Below are 26524 nucleotides of genomic sequence, written 5' to 3'. Positions count from 1 at the left end.
TGGATCCGCTTTCCACTTCGTTCCAAGCTACGTACTTCTGTCTAATAAGGGGAATATGCTTGCTTTTCTTTTCGGTATGCCATAAAACGCTTCTGTTTTTCGGCATCAATTTCTCCATCGCCTTTCAGGAGAGTCCACGCGCCGAAGAAGATTGCATAAGCCTCCTGTACAGCAGAAGCGTTTGGATGATTCAAAGATCTGATTTCGAGCGTCATCGCCATTTTGTTCGTCTGCTGGATTTCAGGCGTTGTTCTATCTTGGACGGTGACAATAGGTGTTTCAAAGAGTGTGTTGTTGAATTGTTTCAATATTTCTTTTAGAAATGTTTCTGTCCCTTGATTGCCTCGGTAGTGCGCTGCAACCAATGCAGGTTGTCCCTTCGTCCACTGCCCATGATTAATCTGTAAATAATATCCGCTATCCGCGATAGCGTTAACTGTTTTTATTCGCTCCTCTACAGAGATTCTTCGTCCGGGGCTATGGATATTATAGACCTTCGCCCCAGCGAGTTTCAGTAGTTCCTCTAACGTTTCAATCAGTTTTTCAGTGGTAGGCGTATCACTTTGTGAGTCAAGAACGATGACAGTCGAAGCAAACGCACCGTCTGCAATCGGATGAAGTTCAGAACGGACAACCATTGACCGATTCGTCTTGATATAAATCTCACGTTTGTCGGGATAGTAACCCGACTTAGAAATGTGAAGCACTTTCTCACCCAGATTTTCCAGATCGCTACCGGTCATGATGAAAAAATGTCCCTCAGCATCTGTGGATGTGGTCAAATGTGGAGGCACATGTAATTGTACATTCTCAAGGGGTCTCCCAGAGTTTGCGTCAGAAACTTGTCCTTGAACAATCGCATGGTCAATGTCTGAAAAGTGAATTGTAAGCGATCCGCTTGTCTCCCCATAAGAGGCTTTCACTGTTGCCGTGCCGGGTATCTCAGGAGCATATAGATAGAAGTACGATGTGCCACCTTTTGAGAGTTGACGGGTCGCAGCGAGTGTGCCGTTTGAGGTTTCAGCGTGAATCGGTTCACCATCAGCGATAGGCATTCCCTCAGCGTCGCGTGCGGTTACAGAGATACCAACGTAACTTTTCCCGTCCGCAGGGAGCGTATCTACCCACGCGTCGAGATCCAACATTACTGCAGGCGGTGCCACCTTAAACCATTGTGGCGAAGGGAGACTGTGATTACCGTAATAGTTCACCAACTCAGTTTCGACAAAATGTTTCCCGTTTGATAACGGATTTTCAATGGCGACAGTAATCAGATCTGTATCGCGATCATAGTGATATGGGACACTCACACCATCAATTTTGACGCGGATGGAGTCGGTGAATATCTGTTGGCGTTTGAGCATCCACGCGCCCCGTTCATGGAGTCCATCCTTAACTTGAATCTGGAGAAGCGGTGTTTTCGTCTGAATGACGGAGGCGTGTTGCGGTTCTACCAGTACACCTCTCGGAAACCCGCCTTCCACATAACGGGCAATACCGAGAAAATAACCGTACGCCTCCTTTCTGAGGTAGTCGTCCTCCTGCAGTCTCGCTTCCTCCTCTGGGTTCGAGAGAAAAGATGCCTCACACAAAACTGCTGGACATTCGGTCATTCGCAAAACCCCGAAACCAGAGGCAGTTATTAACTTATCTGAATAAAGTCCCGCTGCTGGAGAGGTGGGCAGCTCCAGCGCGTCCGAGACACCCAGCTGAATATACCGTGCAAGATCAAGACTCTGGCGCGAATCGTCCGCGTCGCCGTGATACCACGTAGAAGTATAGTTCGTTTTCGGATTATCAATTCCGTTATGGTGAAGCGAGATAAAAAAATCGGCACCGCTCTCGTTGGCAATCTGGCTTCGCATTGCCAGACTCACATAAGAATCATCAACACGCGTCATAATGACATTTGCCCCGATCTCTTGTAACAGTTCGCGTAGATAAAGGGCGACTCGTAGATTCACTTCCGCCTCGCGAACGCCTGTTGGTCCGCGTTTATAATTCGGAACATGTCCCTGTCCGCCATGTCCCGGATCCAGACAAATTTTGAAATCCTTAAGATGACGAGTGTAAGGGGGAAAGTGAAAAGGTGCCTGCTGCTCCGCCAATTCCCGACGTTGGGAACAACCGACAAACACCAGAAAAACCAGCAGGATAACAGAAATTTTGTGAAATATTTTAATTGTTCCTTGCGGTTCGATGAGGTGGGTGTTGGTCCCTGACATGCTTTTGCGTATATCTGAAGAAATACCCAAGCAAAAACCTCTCCATTTCATTAGGAATAACTATCGGCTTTCAGTAAAGAGGTTTCTTTCTGATAAACCAGCGTCCTCTTGCTGACCGCTGAAGGCTGATGGCTAATTTTCACTGACGGCTGACGACTGACCGCCGACGGGTACGTCCTTTGGGACGACCAAGGATCTCTGAGAGAATGATGCCTTGCCGAAATGTTTGCGGTGACAACTGCAGTAATGACGTGCCAGGGATAGGTCGCCTTCCGGTTGGAGAATCTACAGGCACTGGAGGTAGTTGGGGTTGTGGTGTTTCAACAACCGGATCCGGTTCCTCCGATTCGGGAGGTGTTGATTCTACGGCAGCAACTGGCATGGTCTCTTCGTCCTGCTGTGAAACCTGCTGCTCTAATTCCGTCACAAACGGAAAGTCTTCCATGAAAGGAGGCAGCGCATCATCACTTTCCGGCATCGCATTCTCATCCGTCTGCCTTTCAATATTTGGTTGTTGCTGTCTTTCCATATTCCGTTGTTGTGCTTTCCGCCGACGCGAGTTACTCACGAGTGATATTAGAATCACGATAATCAGCGGTGCCAGCAGCTGGATGATACTTTCCATCATTTTCTCCTTCGTTGGTTATCAGTTAATAGTCATCAGTCATCAGTGGTCAGTTATCAGTTAAGAGGTCTCTTGTGGCAGCCACAGCACCTCTCTTTTAGAGTCATCAGTCATCAGTTAAGAGGGTATCCTTTAACGGAACACTCTTGTTACTGACTACCGACAACTAACAATTATTCCTCTGAAAACTGAAAACCGAAAACTGATCCTCTGACCACTAATAACTGATAACCTTCCTACTATGAAAGTCCGAGAGAGTGCGCTGAACGGGTTGTGTCCATTTCCTGTGTACCACCGGGTGAAGCGATCGACTGACGCATCTCCGTGTCCGCGAGGATATTACGGAGTTCGTAATACGTCATCACACTCATCCTCTGCGTATCAAAGGTGTCCGAGATTGCAAGCGGTACCTCTGCTTCAGCCTCAATCAGTTTGACTGTCATCTCTTCGACGAGTGCTTTGTTCTCTTCCTCTTCCGCTTCGGCGCGTGCGCGGCGTTCTTCCGCTTTTGCACGTGCTATCTTGAGTTCAGCTTGCGCTTGGTCGGTTTGTAATTTTGCACCGACATTCTCGCCGACATTTATATCGGCGATGTCAATAGACAGAATCTCAAAGGCAGTCCCAGCGGCCAACCCTCTATCAAGGACTGTCTCTGAAATACCAACAGGGTTTTCCAAAACCTGCTTGTGGCTTCCCGATGAACCGATCGTTGTAATAATTCCCTCGCCGACTCTGGCACGGATAGTATCTTCGGTAGCCCCTCCAACGAGTCGGTCAATATCGGCTCTCACCGTAACACGTGCTTTCACAATTAACTGGATGCCATCACGGGCAACAGCAGTGATGCCGTTGTTAGGGTCTTCTCTACTTGGAATATCAATAATCTCAGGCGTAACGCTCACCTGAACGGCTTGCAAGACATCACGCCCGGCAAGGTCGATTGCTGCCGCTTGCGCGAAACCGAGATCAATGTTGGCTTTATCCGCGGCGATCAGCGCCGCCACGACGCTTGAAACGCGCCCACCGGCAAGAAAATGCGCTTCCAAATCGTCAAGTGATAGATTTAAGCCTGCTTTTGTTGCGTTAATCTGCGGTTCCACAATCCCAGCGGGTGGGACACGCCGCAAACGCATCGCAACGAGATCAAAAATCCCGACCTTCACACCTGCTGCGATAGCAGTAATCCACAAACCAATTGGAACGAGCCAGCTAATAACGATTAGGAACAAGATAAGCGCGACAGCAATAATTGCGACCATTGTTGTTGTCATATTTACAATTCTCCAATACAGCGCGATCATCCGACCACGCCTATATTATTAAGTTCGGTTACTGTTCTGTTGAAGTGTCTAAGTTGCCTTCACGGAATGCACCCGCCAAGGAACGAGGGACTTGTGCTTCTGCTTCAACGACTTTCGCACGCATCTCCTGCACGCCTGCAGTCATCTCCTGCTTCCGAGCGACTGCCATAGCCCGGCGTTCCTCCGCCTTTGCTTGCGCGACAACCAAATCCGCCTCGGCTTGCTCCGCTTGGAGTTCCGCTCCGATATTTTTGCCAACGTTGACATCAGCAATATCAATAGAGAGGATTTCAAAAGCAGTTCCAGCATCAAGCCCGCGGTCGAGCACCGTTTTTGAAATAATATCCGGATTTTCAAGTACGTCTTCATAGGTCTCAGAGGCACCGATTGCGCTGATAATGCCCTCGCCGACACGCGCGATGATCGTCTCTTCACCGGCACCGCCGACGAGCCGATTGATGTTCGTACGCACCGTAATACGGACGGTGGCTATCAATTCGACCCCATCTAAGGCGAGCGCACTGATTTTTGGTGTGGTAATTACCCGCGGATTAACGCTAACCTGAACTGCCTCAAAGACATCCCGTCCAGCCAAGTCTATAGCAGCAGAGCGTTGAAAATTCAACTCAATTCTCGCTTTATCCGCAGCGATAAGTGCGCTGACAACATTGAGTACATTACCACCGGCAAGATAGTGCGCTTCCAATTCGGAAGTGACGGCCTTCAACCCAGCCTTGTGGGCACTAATTAAACCCTTCACAATAACGTTCGGATTTACGCGCCTGAGACGCATCCCGATCAGGTCAAAAATTCGGAGAGGAACCCCCGCTGCAATGGCAGCAATCCAAAGACCAACGGGGACGAACCAAAAGAACGCTATGATAACAATTAAGACAACAAGGGCAATTCCCCCTGTAAATACATCTATCATTATTTGTCTCCTATTGTAAACTACGGACGACGACACGACTGCCTTCCACAAAAATAACTTCGATCTCAGTTTCTGCGGGAACAAACTCGCCTTGTGTGACAATATCAACGCGATGTCCACTGATGAGCGCAGCCCCCGCGGGTCGCAGGGGTGTCAACGCCTTACCAGACTTTCCAACCAGACTTATCAATTCCGACGGCGGCGCATGGAAACCCTCTGACTTATCTTGGGTTGCACTTAAAATAAAGGTTTTACCGACAGGCGTTGAACGCATTACCGACAACCCTATTATTGCCAACGGGATAACTGTCACCAGTGTTATCCCTCCATAAATCATTGCAGTTTGGAAACCAAATTTCCACCAAGCAACCCCAAGACCTATGAGTACAAGGAGGCAGCCCGGCACACCCGCCGCCCCAAATCCTGGGAGGATTAACAACTCGATAAATACCAACAGAATTCCAAAGCCTATCAGGAAAACCAGAAACCATATCATAGTTGTTCCTCCAAACCACACACCCCCGGTACCGGAAGGTATTATGCACCGCTGGCGAGGTGTGAAACCTGACCAGCGTGGGAAGCTGCGTAATTCAATACAATCAAACATCCTCAACGGCTTCTACGAAAACTTTTGATCCTTCAACCTCTACGACTTTGACGTTACTATCCTGCGGGATGAAATCACCGACCGTAACAACATCCACTCTTTTATCAGCGATCCGAGCTGTTCCAGAGGGGCGCAAAGGTGTGAGTGCGACCCCGGACTGTCCAAGATACCCCTGAAAATCCTCCGGGCTGGACGAGTGGTATCCCATCTCCGTATCCATCACTGTGGATAAAGCGAGTCTCTGAAAAAGTCGCGTCTCAGGAAGGTAAAAAGCGGCGAGAATCGTCATTCCAGCAGTCAAAATTATGGAAATTGAGAGCCACATAACCGCCGTACGGAATTCGTAAGCTTTATCAAAGACAAAGAAGACGCTCCCCAACATCAAGGTAATACCAAGAAAGCCGGCAATACCAAAGCCGGGAATTACAAAAACTTCCAAGGCGATCAGTCCAAGTCCGAGAATGAAAAGCAAAAATGCCCACTCCGCCCCGATTCTCGTCAGCATGTGTCCACCAAAGAAAAGCCCTATACAAAGTAAACCGAGGAATCCGGGGACACCAAAACCCGGCGTGCGAATTTCTATAAAGATACCGAGCGTGCCCAACGAAAGCAGAAGCGTACTGATAAGCGGATTTGTGAGAAAGAAAACAATCTTATCAGCAAGTGTTGCCTCAACCTCAACAGTCTGCGCGCTGTCTAATATTTTTAGACGGTTGACCTCTGAAGCCCCAAGCTCCCGTTGCCATCGAGCGATGCCGTCTTCCGTTAGCGGCAACTTGGTTCCAGCGACCTCAACAATTTCGTATTGTGTCAACAATTCTGTGAGAGTTTCGGCTTGTGCATCTGCAAATCCATAATTTAATGCCTGTTGGGTGGATAAGGTGAGAAGTTTCCCTTGTGCACAGAGAATTTCCATCTCTTCACCTTCCTCTTCACGCGCAGCGTATTCTTCGGGCAGAAGTTTAATAATCTGTCCATCTGTGAGCTTAACGAGGACGAGTTCTTTATCGACCATCGCTTCGGCAATGTCAGGGTTCCGATTCTCCCGCTCCGCTGTGGCGCGAATCGTTCCTTGGATATAGGAAACCGCTTTTTCACCGACTTCATCTCCCTGGATATTAACAGGTGCGGAATCACCGATCGTTCCCCCGGAAGTCATCACAATTTGATTACAAGCGATAGAGATCATCGCCCCTGCAGATATAGCCTGACGATTGACAAAAGCGATTGTGGGAATTTGTGTGTCTTGAATGGCGCGTATGATATTCACGGCAGAATCAACCCTACCACCGGGTGTATCTACATCAAAAACGATGGCATCAGCACCGGCTTCCTCTGCTGTTTGAATACTATCACTGATGTAGGTGCTGAGACCACTCCCGATCTCGTTACGGATGTCAATCACGTAAACCAGCGCGGTGTCTTGGGCAGACAGATCGCCATTTATGAACAGACATCCTATTAAAGAAAGGAGCACGTAAACCAGAAAATCTGTTCTGCGTCTCATAATAATTACTCCTTATCTGTCCCTCTGTTCGGATTGCAAGTACAGCCTTTTCCAACTCTGAAGTGTTTTTTGAAAATAATTTAAACGGTTGATAACTTCTCTAATTATACCTTAAGACAATCGCGCACGTCAAGGTGTATTTTAAATTCAATCTGATGTCAACTCCTCATGGATCCACGCGTGGAGGACATGATTTAGGATGAGATGGACATCTTCAACCGGTCCATAGCGGTCACTATCCACAACGACGTTCACATCGCAAATCGTTGCCAAGATGCCACCACCGAAGCCACTCCATCCGATCGTCTGGCATCCAATCTCTTTCGCGTGTCGCATCGCACGAATCACGTTCTCGGAGTTGCCGCTTGCACTGATACCAATAACCACATCTTCTGGGTTCACAAGATTTTTCAGTTGCTCAACGAAGACATCTTCGTAAGATACATCGTTTGACCATGCAGTCATTGTTGCAACGTTGTCCGTTAAACTGATAACGCGAAAACGAGGTTTGCCGGACACACTTGTGCCTTTTCCCAAATCACAGGCAAGGTGCGATGCTGTAGAAGCACTCCCACCGTTACCGATTACAAAAATTTGCTTTTCGGCATAATATGCTTCCATAATAACATCTATGGAACGCTGTACATCTGCCACTGTGAGTTGCGCTAAAACATCTTGTAGATGCGAAATATAACGCTGAATTCTTTCCATTTAGTTTCCTTTTTGTATGGTTGTCAGTTATCAGTTGTCGGTTGTCAGTAGATTTTTAATTTTAAACAACTAATGCAACTGCAGCGAGGTCTCCTAAGGTATCACCCAGCTGTGCAGGTTTGATTTCAACTGCTGCTGCGGGGCGTGCCATCGCGAATTTTGAAACCGTTTCCCGAATCGGATCAAGCAAAAGATCACCGGCAGCAATCGCAATCGTACCCAATAAAACGATGTCGGGATTCAAAACGTTTACCAAATTTGCGATTCCCCAACCCATGTAGTACGCTGTTTCAGAGACAAGTTCCAAAGCCAAGGTATCACCTGCGCGCGCCGCCTCAAGGACATGCTCCGACTTGACATTCTCAATACGCCCGTTGGTAAGGGACAACATTGTTGATGCTTTTTTGTTTACGGGTTGCTTTCGTATTGCAGCTTGTGAGCGGCGTGCGATCGCAGGACCGGAGCAGAGTGCTTCAAGGCAACCCCGCTTTCCACATCCACAAAGCGGTCCGTCGGGTAGAAGTATCTGGTGCCCTACCTCGCCTGCGCTATCGTTAGCTCCATGGTAAATCTGACCATCAAGAACAATACCGCCTCCGATACCTGTGCTCATCGTCATATAGAGGACTGCATTGTAACCACGCCCACCACCGAACCTGTATTCTGCGAGTGCGCTTGCATTCGCGTCGTTCTCGATCGTCACAGGCACCTGAAATTCGGATTCAAGTTTCGCTTTAAGCGGTAGCGCGTCCCATCCGGGTAGATTTGGAGGCGAATAGACGATTCCAGTTTTTGTGTCCAAGGGACCGCCGCAACTCACGCCTATTGCTGAAATAGACGCTTGTTCCACGCCTGCCAGACTGATAGTTTCGCGAACCATATCGAACAGCAAGCCAAGCGCGTATTCCGGTCCCTTTTCTGCAAGTGTCGGTTTACGCACCTTGCCGAGGATGTGTCCGGTACTATCAGCGACAACAGTGGCAAGTTTCGTTCCACCGATGTCAATGCCCACGACGTATGCTTTCATAAGCGGACTTTCCTACAGGCTTTAAAAATTAAGTCTACAACTGGTAATTTAGGGAACGCAGTGCCGGATAAATCTGCTCATAAGCTTTCAACTTTTCATCGTAACGCTGTGCGAATTCCTCACGTGGATAGTACACATCTCGTGGCGTGACCAACTGCTCGACCGCCGTTTCAATAGAATCATATTTGCCTATCGCTGTGCCAGAAAGGATCGCAGTACCGAGGCACACGCCCTCCGATATATCAAGCGCAATAACCTTTTTTCCGAACATATCCGCTTTGAGTTGCAACCATTTTTCAGATTTCGCCCCACCACCGATGGCACGCACCTCATTTATCACAACACCTGCATCTTGTAACATCGTGAGATTCTGTTTAATCTCGTAACTGATGCCTTCAAGAATTGCTTTGATGAGTTCGCCTTTGGTCGTCGAAAGCGTTAGTCCAACAATTGCCCCCTTCGATTCCAGATCAAGAGACGGCGTTCCCGAACCGGTGAAGTGTGGCAGCACCATGGCTGTCCCCGGTGAATCGGGTAATTCCTCCATCAGCAGATCATATACGTCGCGCCCTTCTGCAGCTGCTTGTGCAATTTCTGCTTGTGCGAACGTGTCCCTGTACCATCGCAGCACAACACCGCCACTGGACACAAAACCGAGTGTAACATACAACCCATCAACCACGTGTGGATAACAGGCGAAATTCCCATCTATCATCTCTTGATTGATGACGGGTTCCGTGAAGGCAGGGGCGATACACTCAACGGTGCCGGTCGCGTCCATTACTTCGCCACTCCGTATAATCCCTGCGCCTAACGCACCGCAAGGTTGATCGTGTCCACCTGTAACGCATACCACACCCGGCGGTAGACCGAGTTCGTTAGCGATCTGCGAACTCACTTCACCGATCGGTGTGCCCGATGGTGCAGCATCCGGAAAGAGTGTGGCATCCACATCCGCTAAACCGAGCATTTTTTCCGACCAAGACTTGTCAATAATGTCAAACGCCATTGTGCGTGCAGCGAGGGAATAATCAACCACGGGCGAAACCCCAAGTTTGAAATAGACGAAATCTTCAAAGCCGAGGAATTTCCAAACCTGCCGATAGACATCAGGTTGATTCCGCTGTATCCAGATAAGTTTCGCCAAGGTATGAATATCGCTTATCGGCATACCTGTGATTTGCATCACCTCTAAAGGTGTTACGTGCTGCCGCAACTCATCACAGATGCCGGCTGTCCGTGCGTCGAACGTGGTAATTGCGTTCGCCAAAATCTGCCCGTCAGCGGACACCGGTGTCACCGCTTCACCTTGCGAGGCAACACTGATTGCCTCAATCGGATCTGATTTTGTTTGTGTCGCAACCTGCTGAATGCCAGTCGCTATGTTTTCCCAAACGACGTTCGCGTCCAGTTCTGACCAGCCGGGTTGCGGGTGGGTCAACGGATACTCACCATACGCCTGCGCGAGAACAGTTCCATCCTCGCGAAAGGCGATAACTTTACACCCCGTTGTCCCCACATCAATACCCAAAAGACTCATTGTTTTTTCCTTTTCTCCTTGATACGAGATACGAATATCTTATAATACATCGCGCATTAATGCAAGCATTTGTTTTAGATTCACCTTCTCCTTTTTTCGTTGACAATCCATAGACTGACCGCTGATTGCCGATTGCTTCTAAAAGCACGTTGACAAAATATGCAGTTTTAAAGTAGAATTTAAAACAAGCAACACGTTTTTGGCACGCGAACACATTCAAGCGCAATAAGGAGTCTGACATGCTAACGCAAGAACAGGTTGAATTTTACCATGAGAACGGCTATCTCAAGGTAGAGCAACTCTTCACAACAGAGGAAACAGAAGAACTGGCATCTGAGATGGTGCAGATTATCAACAACTGGGGACAAGAAACAATCGGCTGGCCCGGACCTTGGCGGACGCGCTACCTCAAAGAAGAGGATCAGCAGACAACGAAGGCAGTCTTTATGCACAACCCGCATTTTTACTCCGCTACATGGGGCAGGGTGATTTTCCATGAACGGCTGACCGGTGCAGTACAATCGCTCATCGGTGATACGATCCAGTGGCACCATACCGTGCTACACGCGAAACCGCCGGAAAAAGGCACCCCTTTCCCGATGCACCAAGACTATCCGTTCTATCCACACGATGGACTCGACTTTGTGGATTGCCTCGTCCATCTCGATGATGCTCCCTTTGAAAGCGGCGCGCTGCGGGTGGTGCCGGGGAGTCATAAGGAGGGACCGCGGGAACACATCACGGGTGAAGGCACGGCACCCCATCTGCCGACCGATAAATTCCACCCAGATTTTATCGATTCTATTCCACTCCCAGCGAAGGCAGGCGATGTGATTTTCTTCAGTTATTGTCTCATTCACTGGTCAGAAGTCAATCGGACAGAACAGTGGCGGAAAGCGGTTCGATTTGGGTATCACAAACCAGAGATGCGCCCTGTTGGACGCGCCCCGGAAGAGCCTTACAATAACATTATGGCGGGGGGATTCAAAATAAATCCGGAATCTGGAGAGATAATGGCTTAGGTAGATCTCTGCTGGGCGAGGTTACAAACTTCGCCAGCGTCGGTGGGGTCTTGTTAAGGGGCGGGTTTTGCCCGCCCCTGTTAGTTAAAACGGTCAACGCCGTTTTATGTTGCCCCAGGTGGTTGACAATTTACCTCCCGGTTGAACCGCCAACCCACCAATTGTTTTCATAGCGAGATTCATTTCATCGTTTTCAATTACCCGATCCCACATATAGACTTCAGCAATGACGGCATTTAGCCACTGTCCATCTTCACGGTGTGCGATAAACACAGGACGGTTGCCTGCCTCACAGGGGCCATTGCCGTTATCCCCCGCTTCCGCGACGGGGTCTTTTTTCCCATCTACGTAAACACGTACGCCTTCCTTCAACAGAAATGTGCCGCATTGGTGAATCCATTTACCTTGTGGTGCAGTACCAGCTGTACTCGGTTCTGAAACCCCTGCGCCGGGACACGTCCAAACCGACATTCCCGCACCGAAGTTGTCGTAGATATAGAGCGCGAACTCCCACTGTCCACCGGCACCCTTCATGACGATCGGCTGACGGGTTTGTCCGTGGGCATCGGTCCCAACTTTTAGCGGTTTCACCCAGGCACAGATAGACATGCCCTGCTTCTCTTTAAAATGTGAATCGATGTCTTTCTTCTGACCAGCCATATCAATCTTGACGTAGGTTGCCTTGCCATCAAATTCCATCGCTTTTTTGATGGTATCATGTTTGGCATCAACCCATTTCGGCGCGCTCTTACTAAGTTCCGTATCGAAGCTATTGGGTCCGTGATCGGCGACCTTTTGCCCTGCCCCTTCGTTTAGCGGCAGATACATCCAAAGTCCATCTTCAATATCCGCAGCGTTCGCGAGAAAGGTCGCCGTGGCGAATACCGCTATCAATACCGTAAAAAACATAACCTGACGCATTTTTTCCTCCTCTGGAATTCATAGGGATTCCATAAATACCCTTTGTCCCACGACTATTGAAACCATTTTTTCAAACGGGGATACGGGAAATTGTGGCACGTAAGCCTTGACGGTAACCGCCTAACTTACGAGAGTAAAGTAACATATTTAACTATTAAATTAGACAGATTGTTAATGGATAAGTTCAGATTTTCTACGGGAAGTTTCGGAAACCAGTAACCGGATTCTTCAACAATGAACGAAAAAACGAGGTGCGTGGGTTTCTTTACAACAACAATTAGAAGACTATTTCTGACGCTCGGCACGCGCTTGGGCTACCCGCAGCAAGTTTTGCGTCTCAACGGCATCTGGATTTAGTTGTAAGGCTCTTTCAAAAGCCTTAACGGCTTCTGAATACGCATCCACTTTCGTATGGCACACGCCGAGTTCATGGTACGCCGTCGAGTTTGTGGGATAGATTTTAATAACTGTGCTAAACATTTCCACCGCCTTGGTAAACTGCTCTGTTTCCCGATAGATGTAGCCAAGTTGCATGAGTGCCTCGAGAAAATCAGATTGTAGAACCATCGCCTTTTCAAGTGCAACGATGGCTTCAGGGAACATGCCTTTATGTCTATAAGCAAGACCAATTCCATAGTGTGCATAAACAAGGGTAGTGTCGCGGATTAATGCCTTCTCGTATTCAGCAATTGCTTCGTCCAAGCGTCCTGCGAATCCATAGGCTCTGCCTAAATCAACATAAGCCTCTGCCATGTCCGGACGTAGCTGAATGACGCGCTTATACGCAACAATTGCCTCTGCGAGTTTCCCTTGCATCACATATACCGTGCCTAAGTTATGATGCGCTTGAATTAACGTCGGTTTTATCTCAATGGCACGTTGATAAGCCGCTGCTGCCTCTTGCAATCTTCCGGCACGTTGGTAAGCCGTTCCACTGTTATTGTAGTCCTGTGCAGAGGGTGAAGTGGGTGATTTCGTAAGTGCCGTAGATGCTGGCTTCTTTTGAGTAGAAACCTTCTCGTCACCCTGACATCCAGCAACGAGTCCCAAAATTACAAGAAAGAGGTAACCGGACACTTGCAGTCTCATTTTTCGGATGCTCCTTCGATCACCTCTATAAGTTGATTCGCTTTGAGTTTCTCGTATCGGTCTATTTTGCCGGAGAGCCATAGGACTTCGAGGTGCTCAACAACCTCACTACTCCCTAATCCGAAAGTTACGACCATTTCGCTTTGGGAACAATAACTGCTGCCGGTGCGAACCATCTGCTCCTGCACGCTACCGTCCACGCTTACTCGGACACTTGTTCCGATCCCATCGCGATTACTATGAGTGCCGATAACCCGAACTCGGAGGTAATTAAACGAGCGTTTGCTGTCATTACGTAGGAGCCACACCTTTCCGTGATCTTCGCTAACACCGTTGTTGCTCACAAGTAGATCCAGATCACCGTCATTATCGTAATCGCCGTAAGCACATCCGCGCCCGACACTTGCCTGTGCAAGCCCAGCACGTTCAGTAATGTCCCGAAATGTTCCATCGCTCTGATGTTGGAAAAGCGACGGGAGTTGCGCGTAAGGGATATGCTGCTGATAGCGCAACACTTCCGGCTCAATGTGCCCATTAACGCAAAACAGGTCGAGTGCCCCATCTAAATCGCAATCAAAAAACAGCAATCCAAACGTCAACAGACGATGGCTTATTCTACCAATGTTTGCGCGTTCTGCGACATCGGTGAAATAGATGCTACCCGGCTTTGTATAGAAAAATCCTATTTTTTCGTTGCTAAAGTTGCCGATAGCGATTACAGTGCCGCCGTCGTTATAGAGATCCGCTGCATCAATTCCCATACTGCCGCGCGCTTTTCCGGTCTCACTGAAGGCGATCCCCATCACTACGGCTTCATCGGTAAATGTGCCATCCCCGTTGTTCCGATACAGAAAATTCGGTTCCGTATCGTTTGCAACGGCAAGATCTATCCATCCGTCATGATTGTAATCCAAAAGGGTTACACCAAGCGATTTACCCGTCGGATTATATAGCCCGGCTTGTAATGTCCTGTCGCTGAACGTGCCGTCGCCTTGGTTACGATAGAAACGACAGGATTGTCCGGTGTAAACAGATGGTGTGCAATAGGTGCGGTGTCGCTGCGTTTCACCCGGAAGATTTACTATACAAGGAATATCGGTTTCAGGTGTCCACTCAACATAGTTGCAAACGAACAGATCCAACCAACCGTCCTTGTCAGCATCGAAGAAAGCCGCACTTGTTGACCAACCGGTGTCTCCTACCTTTGCAAATTCACTGACATCCGTGAAGGTTCGGTCCCCGTTGTTGCGGAACAGTCGGTTTTCGCCTACATTGGTAAAATAAATATCAAGGTCGGCATCGTTATCGTAATCGGCAGCCGTTATGCCCATGCCGTACATTGACACGTCTAACCCTGCTGCCTCAGTAACATCAACAAACTGTCCATCACCCGTATTTCGGTAAAGCCGAGGAGTATGCGCAGCATTTGGACGTGTTAGGCTTGTCCCATTCGCAAGCAAAATGTCCAAATTACCATCTGTGTCGTAATCCAAAAAGGCACAGCCCGCTCCCATCGTTTCAGGCATATAGCGTGCGCCTGTTGCACCAGTAAAATGCTGGAATTCGATGCCGGACACATCAGCGACATCTGTAAATTTCACATCTGCCCCAGCCGAAATACAGAGAGAAACAAAGACAGATGAGAGCACAGAGATTTTGAGAAACATCGCGATCAGGGGATCGCTCCTACAGATGGACATCAGGCTTTGTAAAACTCAACCGTTGTTCCCGCCATATCTTCGACCTTTTCTATCAATGCCTGCCGTTCATCATCTTCCATGCCTGTGAAGTTTTTCGCAATGTCAATCTTCTCTTGCATCTGTTCCGCATTATCTGGACCCGTAACAAGTGTACTCACCGGCAGCGACCAAATAAACCGAATTGCTTCGGAGACACTAACACGATCCGGGACGACTTTTGGATTTGGACCGTGCCTACCGTGCTGCGAACCACCGAAGAAACCGCCGTTTGCCAATGCTTTCATACCAATTATACCGATATTCCGCTCAATGAGTATCGGTACCACTCTCTCAATGAAACTCTCGTAATTAACATCTACGAGGTTCATCGCCAATTGACACGCATCGAAAATATCAGTTTGCTCAAGGACCCGTTCATGCGCAGCCGGGCTTGCGTGTCCAGTGAACCCAATATAACGCGTTTTGCCAGTTGCCTTTGCTTCTAACAAAACGTCAAGAACGCCATTATTAATCCGTTCATTTACATCCGCGGGATTTTGCACCGAATGCATTTGCCAAAGATCGAGGCGGTCAGTGTTCAAACGTGTAAGTGAACCTTCAAGGTGCTTCCATGCGTCCTCAGCATTTTCTGCTCTTGTCTTTGTCATAAGAAACACATCGTCTCGATATTTTGGCACAAGCAGTTTTCCTAAGCGGGTCTCGCTGCGACCGCCTTGATAGGATTCTGCGCTGTCAATGAAACGTACACCACCCTCAAGGGCTGTCTCAATCGTCTTCTGGGCTTCCTTCTCCTCCATGTCGCCGATATGCCATCCGCCTATACCGAGCATTGTCACAGCTTCTCCGGTGCGTCCTAATCTTCGGGTCGGCAGGAGGGGCCCTAAGCGGTCACTGTTGGTTGTATCTTCCCCACCACTTTCTGCACATGCAGATGACAAAAGAACACCTGTTGTCAAACTTGCCATCGATTTCAAAAATGCACGTCGATCAATCATGGTTCATACCTCCCTTAGTTTCCTGTGAGCATTTTAAACCCGTTCCAAATTTTTGTCAACGATTTTTGTAGCTATTAGAGATATTGAGTTGTCAGTAGGCGTAAGTTCGTGAAGCGACAATCGTAATTGTCTGAACCAGGATTTACAGGATTCAAGGATTGACGGGATGATTTTTTCTTGATTTAAACAACCGTTCGCGGCTATAATAATCTGGCAATGCAGTATAGTATCAAATTCTTTTCAATAGACATAAGTTGAGCAGTATGAAAGACATTTTACGCAAAAAAATCCCTGATAAACTCGTTGTGCTTACCTTTGACGATGGATGCAAATCGCAGGCGACCTTCGTAGGTCCTCTTCTCAAATCGTATGGCTTCGGTGCAACCTTCTACATTACCGAAGGTCTCAACTTCCTTACGAATAAAGAAGCCTATATGACGTGGGAAGAGGTAAAAGGGTTACACGACGACGGTTTCGAGATCGGCAATCACACCCGTCACCACCGAAACGTCACGCAGCAAACGGCTGAGGAACTCCGTTCGGATTTAGCGCACATTGACGAACGTTGTGAAACTTATGGCATTTCGCAGCCCACGACGTTCTGTTATCCCGGTTACAGTCATAACGAAGCAGCAGCACAAGTGCTCGCTGAACACGGCTTTCATTTTGCGCGACGCGGTGTTGCCCCCGAATTCCCTTACGGTGGGGAAGGAGACCGGGGCCCCGCTTACAATCCGGTGCTACATCATCCGCTCCTGATTCCAACGACAGGAGCCGCCGGTCCCAATTGGAACTTTGACGATTTCACGTGGGCACTCACCCAAGCAACCGACGGGAATATTACGATCCTTACCTTCCACGGTGTGCCGGATGTCGAACACCCTTGGGTTCACACAGAGCCAGAACAATTTGAAGCGTATATGGCACATCTCGCCGAAAACGATTACAACGTTATCGCACTCCGAGACCTCGCCGACTATGTGGATCCCCACTCTTTTTGAGGATTTAGGTGCATTGATTGAATGTGTCCAAACCGCACATACCGACACAATTTTGTTCAATCTTTTTTATATAAAAAAATACGTTGGTTAAAATTGTGCAACATACCTCGGCTATAATTTTTAACGAAAAATGGGTCGGAGATGCAGGAGATAAATGAAAATTCTGATTGCAGGATTGGGCTCTATTGGACGGCGCCACCTGCGAAATTTGCAAGATCTGAATATTAAAAAATTAGTGCTATTACGCTCTGGACGCGCCACGCTTTCTGACGATGATCTCGCTGGATTTCCAACTGAACGAGACATCACAGAAGCCCTTCAACGGCACCAACCCGATGCTGTGGTTATTTCCAATCCGACCTCGTTTCATCTTGATGTTGCTATTCCTGCGGCGGAGGCTGGGTGTCACTTGTTATTAGAGAAACCGATTTCCCATACAATGGAGCGGGTCCCTATCTTGGCAAAGATTGTACAAGAGAAAAATCTTAGGGTACTCGTCGGTTTCCAGTTTCGATTTCACCCAGGTTTACAACGCATCAAGCAACTTCTTGACAGTGGGGTAATCGGTGCGGTGACATCTGTAGATGCACACTGGGGTGAATATCTACCCGGATGGCACCCTTGGGAAGACCATCGAACAGGGTACGCCGCACGCGAAGACCTCGGAGGTGGAGTGCTACTGACACTTTGCCATCCGTTTGATTACCTCCGATGGCTCATTGGGGAGGTACAGAGTGTCTCCGCGATGACAGCACAACAAGGGGGCTTAAACATCCGAGTCGAGGACACAACAAACACGATGCTGCGGTTTGAAAATGGTGCACTTGGCATAGTGCATCTTAATTACATTCAACGCCCATCGACACATACATTGCGTATTACTGGACAACACGGAAGCATCCTATGGGATAACGCCGACGGTGAGGTCCACTGGTACCAAGGCAAGACAGAATCATGGCAAACGGAGACTTTTCACAAGGGACCGACCGGTTTTGAGCGTAACACACTTTTCATTGAAGAGATGAAACATTTCATCGGCTGCATTGAAAACGGTACCGCCCCCTGTGTTAATCTGACGGATGGAATTGCTGCACTCCAACTCGTACTCGCCGCAAAAGCATCAGACGCTCAAAGAAGAGAGATGGACATTTAAAGGGGATGTGAATAGTGAGAGACACATTAGAGGATTGGGAATGGGCGGAGTGGATGTTAGCGCGTAACAACCTCTACATAGATCTGCCCCAGAAAACGTACCACAACGAAAGACTTGTAAATACCACACGTGCAATCAAGGTTTCTTAACATCCTGCAAGCTTTATTATACGGAAATTAAACCAGATATGCTTAAAGAATTCACAAATAGTCTAACCCGATGGGATAGGTCGCTGTTCTACTATATCTTTAGTTTGGGGGATGGAGGTGTCATTCTCAACCGATCGTTTCGTTGCATCTCATGGAGCGCGAATGGGTGTTTGTATCCATTTCTTGGACTCTATATATTCCTGACGCTCAGTCCTGACGTTAGCAAGCCGTTTCTCCTATCCGCAGCACTTGGATTTCCGCTTGAGAGACTCTTATATCATTTCCTCAAACAGGCAATGAAACGCGACCGACCCTACGAGAAGATTATGGACGTTCAATTTCGTGTCCGTCCACCGGATCGATTTAGTTTCCCATCGGGACATACTGCCTCTGCTTTTCTGATGATGACGCTTTTGGCGAATACCTTCCCAGTTTTGCAAATCCCGACCTTTTGTTGGGCAACACTCGTCGGAGTCGCACGTGTATATCTCGGAGTGCATTACCCGACCGACGTTCTCGCCGGGGCACTTCTCGGTATACTCGCTGGACAGATAGGTATGTGGTTCATGATGTAGAAGATCAATTCAGTGACGAAGAAGATCTTATTTATCTGCGGTTCAATTGCAGAATGGCTGTGCTGCGCGCCATATCGCTGATGTCTGTCGCGCGGTCATCAATGGCGAACGGAATCCTACTGGTGAAGTCGTTGGTTCAACACAAAAGCAAACGCCAGCACTCGCTTAATTTTATCAAGAATCCCTCTCTTCGATTCTCAACTTTTACATTTTTTAAACCTTTTCCCCGAAAACTCTCCTCTTAAATATTAAAACCCAAAGGGTCACCTCATGATAGAAAAGTGCATTCACAAAGTACACCTACCAAGGAGATAAGTTTTATGCGCCATAATCTGATAACCTTCAATGACCTCACAGATGAAGAACTCATTCGGTTTGTCCAAAATCAGGATGAAGCAGCATTTGCGGAACTGATGTCGCGCTACAGTCCACGGATATGGCGTATCATTCTTGCAAATTCAAGGCAACGCCGCGATGCTGAGGAAATCCTCATGGACACTTGGATGGCAGTATGGGAAAACATCGGTGGACTCAGGAAAGTCAGCAGCTTTAACGGATGGTTGCGGCAGATCGCCTATAACGCCTGTAACAGATACTACGCCTCCAGCCACCGCTCACGGAGCGAAACTCCGCAGAGCCGTGCCGAGTTGATTGAGTACATTGACCGGGAGGCCTCCCCGCGTTTTAGAGAAGCACAACTACACGCAGACGTAAGGGAAGCCGTTCAGCATCTCCCGCAGCGGGTGCGTCCGACCGCCGTATTGTACTATCTGGAATCGTGGAGTATGAAAGAAATCGCGGAAGAACTCGACTTAGCCATAGGCACAGTTAAGACGAAATTAAGAGAAACACGAGAACTCCTGCGGAAGGAATTTGACATGGCACCTAAAAAAGGAGAAACTATGTCTTCAGAATCTGTTCATCTCAATAAACCTAACATGTCAGAGGACGTGTGCTACATTCCAGCAATGGATCAAACGGAAAGCAATCGGGAAGCAGCTCTATGGGGACTCCCGAATGATGCCCTGGTCCGATTTGGGCGCGGGGCAATCAACGCTATGGCATTGTCCCCAGATGGAAAACATCTCGTTCTCGGAACCGACATAGGACTGTGGTGGTATGAAGTCGCTACCTTGTCACCTATCGCGCTGTGGAGTACGAACTGCAAGCGAATTTCGGCGATTGCGTTCTCCGCATCAGGCGAGTGGGTTGCCACAGGACATGAGGACGGAAGTGTCAAGGTATGGGACGTGCGACAGGCGAATTGTTTCACCCAAGTGGAGAGGCAAGCGCACCAACTTTGTAAAAAGATTAATCAATTGGTTTTTTCTCCAGACAGCAAGCACTTGGCTGCAAATGGAGATTTTGATTATATGGTTGATGTCTGGAATCCAGAAACCGGTGTCCAACTTGCAAAATTTGGTGATGCTGAACTTAGATTTCAGGCATGTTGGGAGAAGCATCCTATTGCTTTTTCACAAGATAGTCAACTGATTGCCTGTGCGAGTCCTCCGGACGACGCTAAGCGGTTGGGAACAGGTTTTTGGTCCATCGCGCCTGAAAGAGACGTTATATCTGTGTGGGATGTTACCAACGGAAAACGCGTCGCATATCTCACAGAATACACGGAATTTTTGTATGCTCTCTCCTTTTCACCGTGTGGGAACTTCCTCGTTGCCAGTAGTGATGGAGAGGAATCCTCTATTTTGACAGTATGGGACACGGAGAATTGGCAGGTCGAAAAAGAGGAACGGATTTATGGCAGTAATCAGTTGATACCTACCTATTCTACAACGGGTGAGAGGCAGATTGTAGCGGTTTCTGATACCGATGTCACCCTCTGGGATACGACGTGCCATGAAAAACTTAATACTTACTACACGCCGGACGGAGGCGAGACACGAAGGTGGTCTTTTAGCGGGACCCAGTTTGCTCTTGCAACGACTCATGAACTAAATGTGTGGACAATTGGTGACCACGATCCGCGCACCGTCTCTTATAATTCGCATCCCGATTATATATCATCATTAGCATTTTCGGCGGATGGGGAAACCCTTGTAGCTGGGTATCCGTTTCCCGAGGGAACGTTTCGCTGTTGGGATGTTGTCACCCATTCACAAACCCCACGCGTTTTCAAATTATCGGGTGAAAAACATTGTTTGTACGCCTCTACTTCAGGACAACTGCACACTACCAGCGTTGAAGGAAACACGATAAAAGTACGGGAATTCGGCAACGACACGCCTATTACCGAATGCAGAATCAAGGAACGTCCTCGGTATTTGGCCGTGGCGTTTTCGGACACAGCCCAATTGATCGCGTACGGGGATTCCGAGAAAAATCTATATGTATGGGATATTCCGCGTGAGGAAATTATCAATACCTTCACGATGCCTGAAACCAATGCTGCCTTCACAGCGTTCAGTCCAAACGGTAAATATCTCGCGAGCGGGCAAGAGATGGGGTCCTATTGCCTATGGGATCTTGAGCGTGGAGAGGAGATACACGCGTTCCATAGTCATGAGATAGAGCATATCGCTTTTTCACCGTGTGGAAATATTATTGCCGGAGAGATGGAAAAAGCGTTTATTTTGTGGGACATCGAAAGTGCTAAAACCTTGCTCACAATACCAAAACCAGAAGAATACGCATATTGGTGGCAGGGCGGTATCGTATTTTCCCCGTGTGGACTTTATCTCGCTACCGGATTGGAGCGAGTGGAAGGGATGGCAAGCGCGCCCATCAAACTGTGGAACACTACCACAGGTGAGAACGTTGCCACATTCGAGGGACACCTCACCCATATCTTTTCGCTTGCTTTTTCACCTGATGGCGCGTTTTTGGCGAGCGGTGGTTATGATGGCACTATTCTTCTCTGGGATATGAAATCTCATCTATGATAGGCAGACTTACTGAAGCGCGGTAGTTACGTTTTAAGATTTTGTAACCACCGCGCACAAAACAACCGATGCTCGTTAATAAGGCGTGCTGTTTGTTGTCAAGGCACACCACCGCGAAGCGAACAGATGATTGAAAAGCGCATTCTGTGCTTCGGGGGTCTTAATTTCCTTTAATGCCAAGGCAGCGTGGAAACGCACATATCGGTCCTCATCTTCGAGTTGCGCGACAAGTGCAGGCATCGCCGGTTCAGCGAGCGTTCCCAATTTCGCTAAGGAACGGGCAGCGTTATCGCGAACAGGAAAATGATCATCGCTCAACCCGTTTGCTAAGACCTGCACAGTTTCGGATAAATCCATCTCCTCAGATATCAACTGTCCGATGAGTCCAAGCCCTTCTGTTGCGTGTCGTCGGACCGACTCGGAGGGGTCTTGTGCAGCGGTTATTAATGCGGGCATCGCCTCTTGTGCCACTTTCCCCATATCCGCCAAGGCAAACGCCGCGCTTGTCCGCACTGAATCGTCTGTTGCTTGCATGGCATCAATGAGCGTCGGAACAGCGGGCGCGCCGGTGAGGCTTAAAGCGTATCCGGCATACTCGCGGATAGCAGCTGATGTGCTGTGTAACATCTGCTTCAAGGCAGGCACAGCATCAGCACCAACGCGTCCCAAGCGATAAGCGGCGTTTAGTCTATCTTTTTCATTATCGCTATCCAAGTTTTCAATGAGGGTGTCCATTTCAGCGTGCGGAACACCGTTGGTAGTGCCGTTCTGTTTACCGTAGTACCAGTCCCACACCGACTCCCATAGTTCTGGGTGATCCAGTTCTTCACCGTTGCCGAGGGTGTCCCAATAGGCAGTCTTACTTTGCCATAAAGGTGTTTGTGGCTCATCAAGTCGGATAAAGAGGAACTTCAACATATACCGTTTTTTGTCGCTCTGATTCGGCATTGCACGGTGCCACAAATCGTAGTGGACAATCGTCACAGTGCCTGCTTCACCAGTGAGTGCGAGATCAGGCTGCTCGTGTGCGCTTTCGCCTGTCTCGTAATACTGCGAACCGGGGAGGACAGCGGTGGGTCCCATGTCTTCTGTGACATCCTGCGGATAGTAGAATGCCATCGTCCAACGACAGCGGTGGCGTCGGATCTGTTCGTCCCCTGCATAACTATCTTTATGAAAATTCTGACCCTTGCTACCCTGTTGATTAAAGTGGCAGTATCGGTGTGGATGCATGACGTAGTCCGAACCGAGCACGCCTTGCATCGCGCCGTGAACAACCGGATGGTCAAAAACTTCTTGAATTTCAGGGATGGCTGGCAGGAGGTTATTCCCCAAATTCCCGGTTTCCTCAAACATTGTGTCCAATTGCTGGCAAATATTCTCATGAAAACTCGGCGGGAAATCGGTTTTTACCTTGACGTACCCGTTGATGATGAAATCCTGCATCTCTTTATCGGTGAGGGGCAGTGCTGGTTTGTTCATCTTGCGTGTCCTCCTCTATTTCTTACGGCGGGGAGTCAAATTCCATTAGGGCATCTAAGGGGTGTTCTCTAATACGGTGTCCCACGTGTTGTTATTGTGCACCACCGCGAAGCGAAGAGATGGTTGAAAAGTGCCTCCTGCGCCTCTGGGGTCTTAATCTCCTTCAACGCCAACGCCGCGTGGAAACGGACATATCGGTTCTCATCTTCCAGTTGTGCGACAAGTGCAGGAATTGCCGGTTCAGCACGTGTTCCCAATTTCGCTAAAGAGCGAGCCGCGTTATCACGAACCGCATAATGATCATCCTGCAATCGGGTTGTTAAGACCTGCACCACCTCGGATAAATCCATCTCTTCGGAGACCTGTTGTCCGATGAGTCCCAATCCTTCTGTGGCGTTTCGTCGAACCCATTCGTCGGGATCCTGTGCGGCACGTGTCAACGTAGGTAACGCTTCCTGTGCGGCTTTCCCCATATCCGCCAAGGCAAACGTAGCATTTGCTCGTACGGAGTTGTCTGTCGCTTGCATGGCATCAATAAGCGTTGGAACGGCGGGTTCCCCGGTGAGGCTCAAAGCGTATCCGGCATATTCACGGATGGCATCAGATTTACTATACAACGTTTGCTTCAAGGCAGGCACAGCAGCGGTGCCAACGCGTCCCAAGCGATACGCAGCGTTCAACCGATCCCGCTCATTATCGCTATCGAAGGTTTTTATGAGGGTATCCACCTCAGCGTCCGAAACACCGTTGCTCGTCCCGTTCCCTTTCCCATAAGACCAGTCCCAGAGCGATTCCCACAATTCTGGATGCTCGGATTCTTCCCCATTGCCGAGGGCGTGCCAGTCGTCGGTATCGCTTTTCCATGAAGGTATCTGTGGCTCATCAAGTCGGATAAAGAGAAACTTCAACATATACCGTTTCTTGTCACTACTATTTGGCATCGCGCGGTGCCACAAATCGTAATGGACAATGGTCACTGTCCCCGCTTCGCCAGTGAGTGCGAGATCAGGTTGTTCGTGTGCGCTTTCGCCTGTCTCGTAATACTGCGAACCGGGGAGGACAGCGGTGGGTCCCATGTCTTCCGTGACATCTTGTGGATAGTAGAACGCCATCGTCCAACGACATCGGTGCCGACGAATTTGTCCATCACCTTCATAACTATCTTTATGAAAATTCTGACCTTCGCTGCCTTGTTGGTTGAAATGGCAATATCGGTGCGAGTGCATCGCATAGTTTTCACCGAGCACTCCTTGCATTGCCCCGTGAACAATCGGATGGTCAAAGATTTCTTGAATTTCAGGGATGAGCGGAAGTACATTGTTCCCTAAATTTCCGGTTCCCTCAAACATTGTGTCCAATTGTTGGCGAATATTGTCATGAAAACTCGACGGGAAATCGGTCTTTATCTTCACATAGCCATTGACGATGAAATCCCGCATCTCTTCATCAGTGAGTCGCAGTGCATGTTTGCTCATTTTGCGCGTCCTCCTCTATTTCTTGCTGTAAGTATAACAGAAATCGATGAGGAAATCAAATTCCAATACGGTAGTACCAGGATCATTCAATTCTCGGTTTTGATTTTGGTTTTTGTTGACAGGTGTTAACGTTTTTTCGTCCAATCGCGAGCCCAGCTCGCTCCTACAAGGGAATTATATTCATATCGGTAAAGTAAATGTTTAAAATTGAATGGCCCTGCTCAATATGACTTCATTTTTAACTCCTTTGTGTAGGTTGGAGGCGGCAATGCCCTTGCAGTTCAATTAAGTGAGGCGTTTTCAGAAAAACATCTCACATGTGATGCCCATCGCTGCTCTGCGTCTGTCCTATTTGTAAAACATCTCCTCCGTGTCGGTCTGGGGGTCGGCAGGCTCACGATGAATGTTATTCTCTGTTGCGAACTTTCGGAGTGCTTTAGCAAACATTCTTTTATTGTGCATGACGAGTCCACGTTCATCAACGACGACTCGAATGTCAGAGAGCGTCACGGGCGTTGCGGGTGGTAAGTTCTTGAAGTATTCCGCAAAGCCTGCGTTGAGTTCCGACGCAAGTTCTGCTTTGGTCATAAAGTTTGGGTTGTATTTAAAGAGTATCCGGTTTTGACCGTCGCCGGGGTCATGCTCTGTTATCTGCAAGATACGTCCTTCCGAACAGAGTTTCTGAAAGGCAGATGAGACATTTTTTTTGCCGTATTCGTCTTCAAAGATGTCAATCACTTCGCCCCGATCGATTTCTTCGTCGGGATCGAATTCGGCAATGTAATCAAGGATGGCTGTCTCTATGTGAGAGGCATCGCGTGCGGGTTGTGTTTTTTCAATGGGCTGCGTTTTTGGTCGTGCGTGCCTCGATTCGAGGGCAGAGATGCGGGCGTTTTGCCCGGCGATCTGTTGACGCTCCGTGAGGGATTGCTCCTCTTCACTGAGCAGCGTTTCGGATGTCGATGCGGGTGTGTCTTCGGCTGGGTCTGCGGCGGATAAGGACGCGTCGAACCGCTCTCGATAGACCGCCATGAGATGATCGGGTAAGAGCTTCCCATGTATGAGAAACCGTGGCACGCGGGATGCGTCGATACGCAATAGCGTGGAAATCTCCGCGTCGGTCTTGCCCTGCTCCGAGAGGATCAGTACTTCCGCAGCGAGTCGATCGTTCCCCTGAGACGGCTCGGCGGTGCGGGGGTTCGTCACTTCAGATCGTTTTTCTTTCGACATAACGTTTGTGACCTTCCGATACGTTATTGAGAGGTTTGGATCGGCGGCATTCCCTCGGACTTCATCAGCAGATTGATGGCTTCGGTTAAAAGGTCTTGCATGCTACAGTCGTAGTCTAACGCCAACTGTTTCAGTCGTTTATGCACCGACGTGTCAAAATATTCGCCAATCATCCTTTTGCCGGTGCGCGATGTAGCACGACTCGGTTTTTCACTGCCCATATTCGTGGGCGTTGTCTGTTTCGCTGTCTGATTCAAGGCTATTGCCAGATCGGGTGTGTTCCTCATTTGTGGGGTCTCCTATGTTGTGTTGAATACATCGGTAAAGTGAGAAAACTTCTGCGGCGGCTTTGCTTTTC

23 protein-coding genes and 1 pseudogene are annotated in these 26524 nt (G+C 48.7%); 7 read left to right on the top strand and 17 right to left on the bottom strand.

What is annotated here, in order from left to right:
• Positions 1 to 41: 41 nt before the first annotated feature.
• The 9 genes and pseudogenes from OXH39_22150 to OXH39_22110 all read right to left on the bottom strand — a co-directional run bounded on the left by OXH39_22150 (position 42) and on the right by OXH39_22110 (position 10474).
• Entirely contained in the window at positions 42 to 2255 is a 2214-nt protein-coding gene (locus OXH39_22150) for an N-acetylmuramoyl-L-alanine amidase (protein MCY3553171.1), read from the bottom strand.
• A gap of 109 nt (positions 2256 to 2364) precedes the next feature.
• Positions 2365 to 2850 (bottom strand): hypothetical protein, encoded by a 486-nt coding sequence (locus OXH39_22145; protein MCY3553170.1) that lies wholly within the window; start codon positions 2848 to 2850, stop codon positions 2365 to 2367.
• Between the two features lie 239 nt (positions 2851 to 3089).
• On the bottom strand, positions 3090 to 4121 hold the full coding sequence (gene floA, locus OXH39_22140) for a flotillin-like protein FloA (GenBank protein MCY3553169.1): 1032 nt from the start codon (positions 4119 to 4121) through the stop codon (positions 3090 to 3092).
• A gap of 79 nt (positions 4122 to 4200) precedes the next feature.
• Positions 4201 to 5082 (bottom strand): annotated as a pseudogene (gene floA / locus OXH39_22135) (flotillin-like protein FloA).
• Positions 5083 to 5092: 10 nt separating this feature from the next.
• On the bottom strand, positions 5093 to 5578 hold the full coding sequence (locus OXH39_22130) for a hypothetical protein (GenBank protein ID MCY3553168.1): 486 nt from the start codon (positions 5576 to 5578) through the stop codon (positions 5093 to 5095).
• Positions 5579 to 5681: 103 nt separating this feature from the next.
• Positions 5682 to 7196 (bottom strand): hypothetical protein, encoded by a 1515-nt coding sequence (locus OXH39_22125; GenBank protein ID MCY3553167.1) that lies wholly within the window; start codon positions 7194 to 7196, stop codon positions 5682 to 5684.
• Between the two features lie 147 nt (positions 7197 to 7343).
• On the bottom strand, positions 7344 to 7907 hold the full coding sequence (locus OXH39_22120; protein ID MCY3553166.1) for an SIS domain-containing protein: 564 nt from the start codon (positions 7905 to 7907) through the stop codon (positions 7344 to 7346).
• A 61-nt stretch (positions 7908 to 7968) separates the two neighbouring features.
• Positions 7969 to 8934 carry an ROK family protein gene (locus OXH39_22115; protein MCY3553165.1) on the bottom strand — a complete coding sequence of 322 codons (966 nt, stop codon included), beginning with the start codon at positions 8932 to 8934 and terminating at the stop codon, positions 7969 to 7971.
• A 34-nt stretch (positions 8935 to 8968) separates the two neighbouring features.
• Positions 8969 to 10474, bottom strand: a complete 1506-nt coding sequence (locus OXH39_22110; protein MCY3553164.1) for an FGGY family carbohydrate kinase — start codon at positions 10472 to 10474, stop codon at positions 8969 to 8971.
• A 239-nt stretch (positions 10475 to 10713) separates the two neighbouring features.
• Between OXH39_22110 and OXH39_22105 the strand changes: the two genes are divergently transcribed.
• Entirely contained in the window at positions 10714 to 11496 is a 783-nt protein-coding gene (locus tag OXH39_22105) for a phytanoyl-CoA dioxygenase family protein (protein MCY3553163.1), read from the top strand.
• Between the two features lie 93 nt (positions 11497 to 11589).
• Here OXH39_22105 and OXH39_22100 read toward each other — a convergent pair whose 3' ends face one another.
• The 4 genes from OXH39_22100 to OXH39_22085 all read right to left on the bottom strand — a co-directional run bounded on the left by OXH39_22100 (position 11590) and on the right by OXH39_22085 (position 16201).
• Positions 11590 to 12417 (bottom strand): hypothetical protein, encoded by an 828-nt coding sequence (locus tag OXH39_22100; protein MCY3553162.1) that lies wholly within the window; start codon positions 12415 to 12417, stop codon positions 11590 to 11592.
• Positions 12418 to 12702: 285 nt separating this feature from the next.
• Positions 12703 to 13506 (bottom strand): tetratricopeptide repeat protein, encoded by an 804-nt coding sequence (locus OXH39_22095; GenBank protein ID MCY3553161.1) that lies wholly within the window; start codon positions 13504 to 13506, stop codon positions 12703 to 12705.
• Positions 13503 to 15107: a CRTAC1 family protein gene (locus tag OXH39_22090; GenBank protein ID MCY3553160.1), complete on the bottom strand. Its 1605-nt coding sequence runs from the start codon at positions 15105 to 15107 to the stop codon at positions 13503 to 13505. Before OXH39_22090 ends, OXH39_22095 begins: the two co-directional genes overlap by 4 nt.
• A gap of 98 nt (positions 15108 to 15205) precedes the next feature.
• Entirely contained in the window at positions 15206 to 16201 is a 996-nt protein-coding gene (locus OXH39_22085; GenBank protein ID MCY3553159.1) for an aldo/keto reductase, read from the bottom strand.
• 263 nt (positions 16202 to 16464) lie between these two features.
• On the opposite strand from OXH39_22085, the gene OXH39_22080 reads away from it, so the two are divergent.
• The 6 genes from OXH39_22080 (at position 16465) to OXH39_22055 (ending at position 21979) form a co-directional block, all read left to right on the top strand.
• Entirely contained in the window at positions 16465 to 17202 is a 738-nt protein-coding gene (locus OXH39_22080; protein MCY3553158.1) for a polysaccharide deacetylase family protein, read from the top strand.
• 154 nt (positions 17203 to 17356) lie between these two features.
• Positions 17357 to 18355: a Gfo/Idh/MocA family oxidoreductase gene (locus OXH39_22075; GenBank protein MCY3553157.1), complete on the top strand. Its 999-nt coding sequence runs from the start codon at positions 17357 to 17359 to the stop codon at positions 18353 to 18355.
• Positions 18356 to 18369: 14 nt separating this feature from the next.
• On the top strand, positions 18370 to 18504 hold the full coding sequence (locus OXH39_22070) for a hypothetical protein (protein MCY3553156.1): 135 nt from the start codon (positions 18370 to 18372) through the stop codon (positions 18502 to 18504).
• Positions 18505 to 18542: 38 nt separating this feature from the next.
• Complete coding sequence (locus OXH39_22065; GenBank protein MCY3553155.1) at positions 18543 to 19079, top strand: phosphatase PAP2 family protein; 537 nt, start codon at positions 18543 to 18545, stop codon at positions 19077 to 19079.
• Between the two features lie 46 nt (positions 19080 to 19125).
• Positions 19126 to 19248, top strand: coding sequence for a hypothetical protein (locus OXH39_22060; protein MCY3553154.1), 123 nt, complete (start codon positions 19126 to 19128; stop codon positions 19246 to 19248).
• A gap of 151 nt (positions 19249 to 19399) precedes the next feature.
• Complete coding sequence (locus OXH39_22055; GenBank protein MCY3553153.1) at positions 19400 to 21979, top strand: sigma-70 family RNA polymerase sigma factor; 2580 nt, start codon at positions 19400 to 19402, stop codon at positions 21977 to 21979.
• Between the two features lie 75 nt (positions 21980 to 22054).
• Here the strand turns inward: OXH39_22055 and OXH39_22050 are convergent, their stop codons facing one another.
• The 4 genes from OXH39_22050 to OXH39_22035 all read right to left on the bottom strand — a co-directional run bounded on the left by OXH39_22050 (position 22055) and on the right by OXH39_22035 (position 26453).
• Entirely contained in the window at positions 22055 to 23461 is a 1407-nt protein-coding gene (locus tag OXH39_22050; protein MCY3553152.1) for a HEAT repeat domain-containing protein, read from the bottom strand.
• A 68-nt stretch (positions 23462 to 23529) separates the two neighbouring features.
• Positions 23530 to 24936 (bottom strand): HEAT repeat domain-containing protein, encoded by a 1407-nt coding sequence (locus tag OXH39_22045; GenBank protein ID MCY3553151.1) that lies wholly within the window; start codon positions 24934 to 24936, stop codon positions 23530 to 23532.
• 348 nt (positions 24937 to 25284) lie between these two features.
• Complete coding sequence (locus OXH39_22040) at positions 25285 to 26166, bottom strand: hypothetical protein (protein MCY3553150.1); 882 nt, start codon at positions 26164 to 26166, stop codon at positions 25285 to 25287.
• Between the two features lie 23 nt (positions 26167 to 26189).
• Positions 26190 to 26453: a hypothetical protein gene (locus OXH39_22035; GenBank protein MCY3553149.1), complete on the bottom strand. Its 264-nt coding sequence runs from the start codon at positions 26451 to 26453 to the stop codon at positions 26190 to 26192.
• Positions 26454 to 26524: the final 71 nt, after the last annotated feature.

The sequence above is a fragment of the Candidatus Poribacteria bacterium genome (genome assembly GCA_026702755.1).
Lineage (GTDB): Bacteria > Poribacteria > WGA-4E > WGA-4E > WGA-3G > WGA-3G.
The sequence above is the reverse complement of the archived record's forward strand: the minus strand, read 5'-3'. Positions and strand labels throughout refer to the sequence as shown.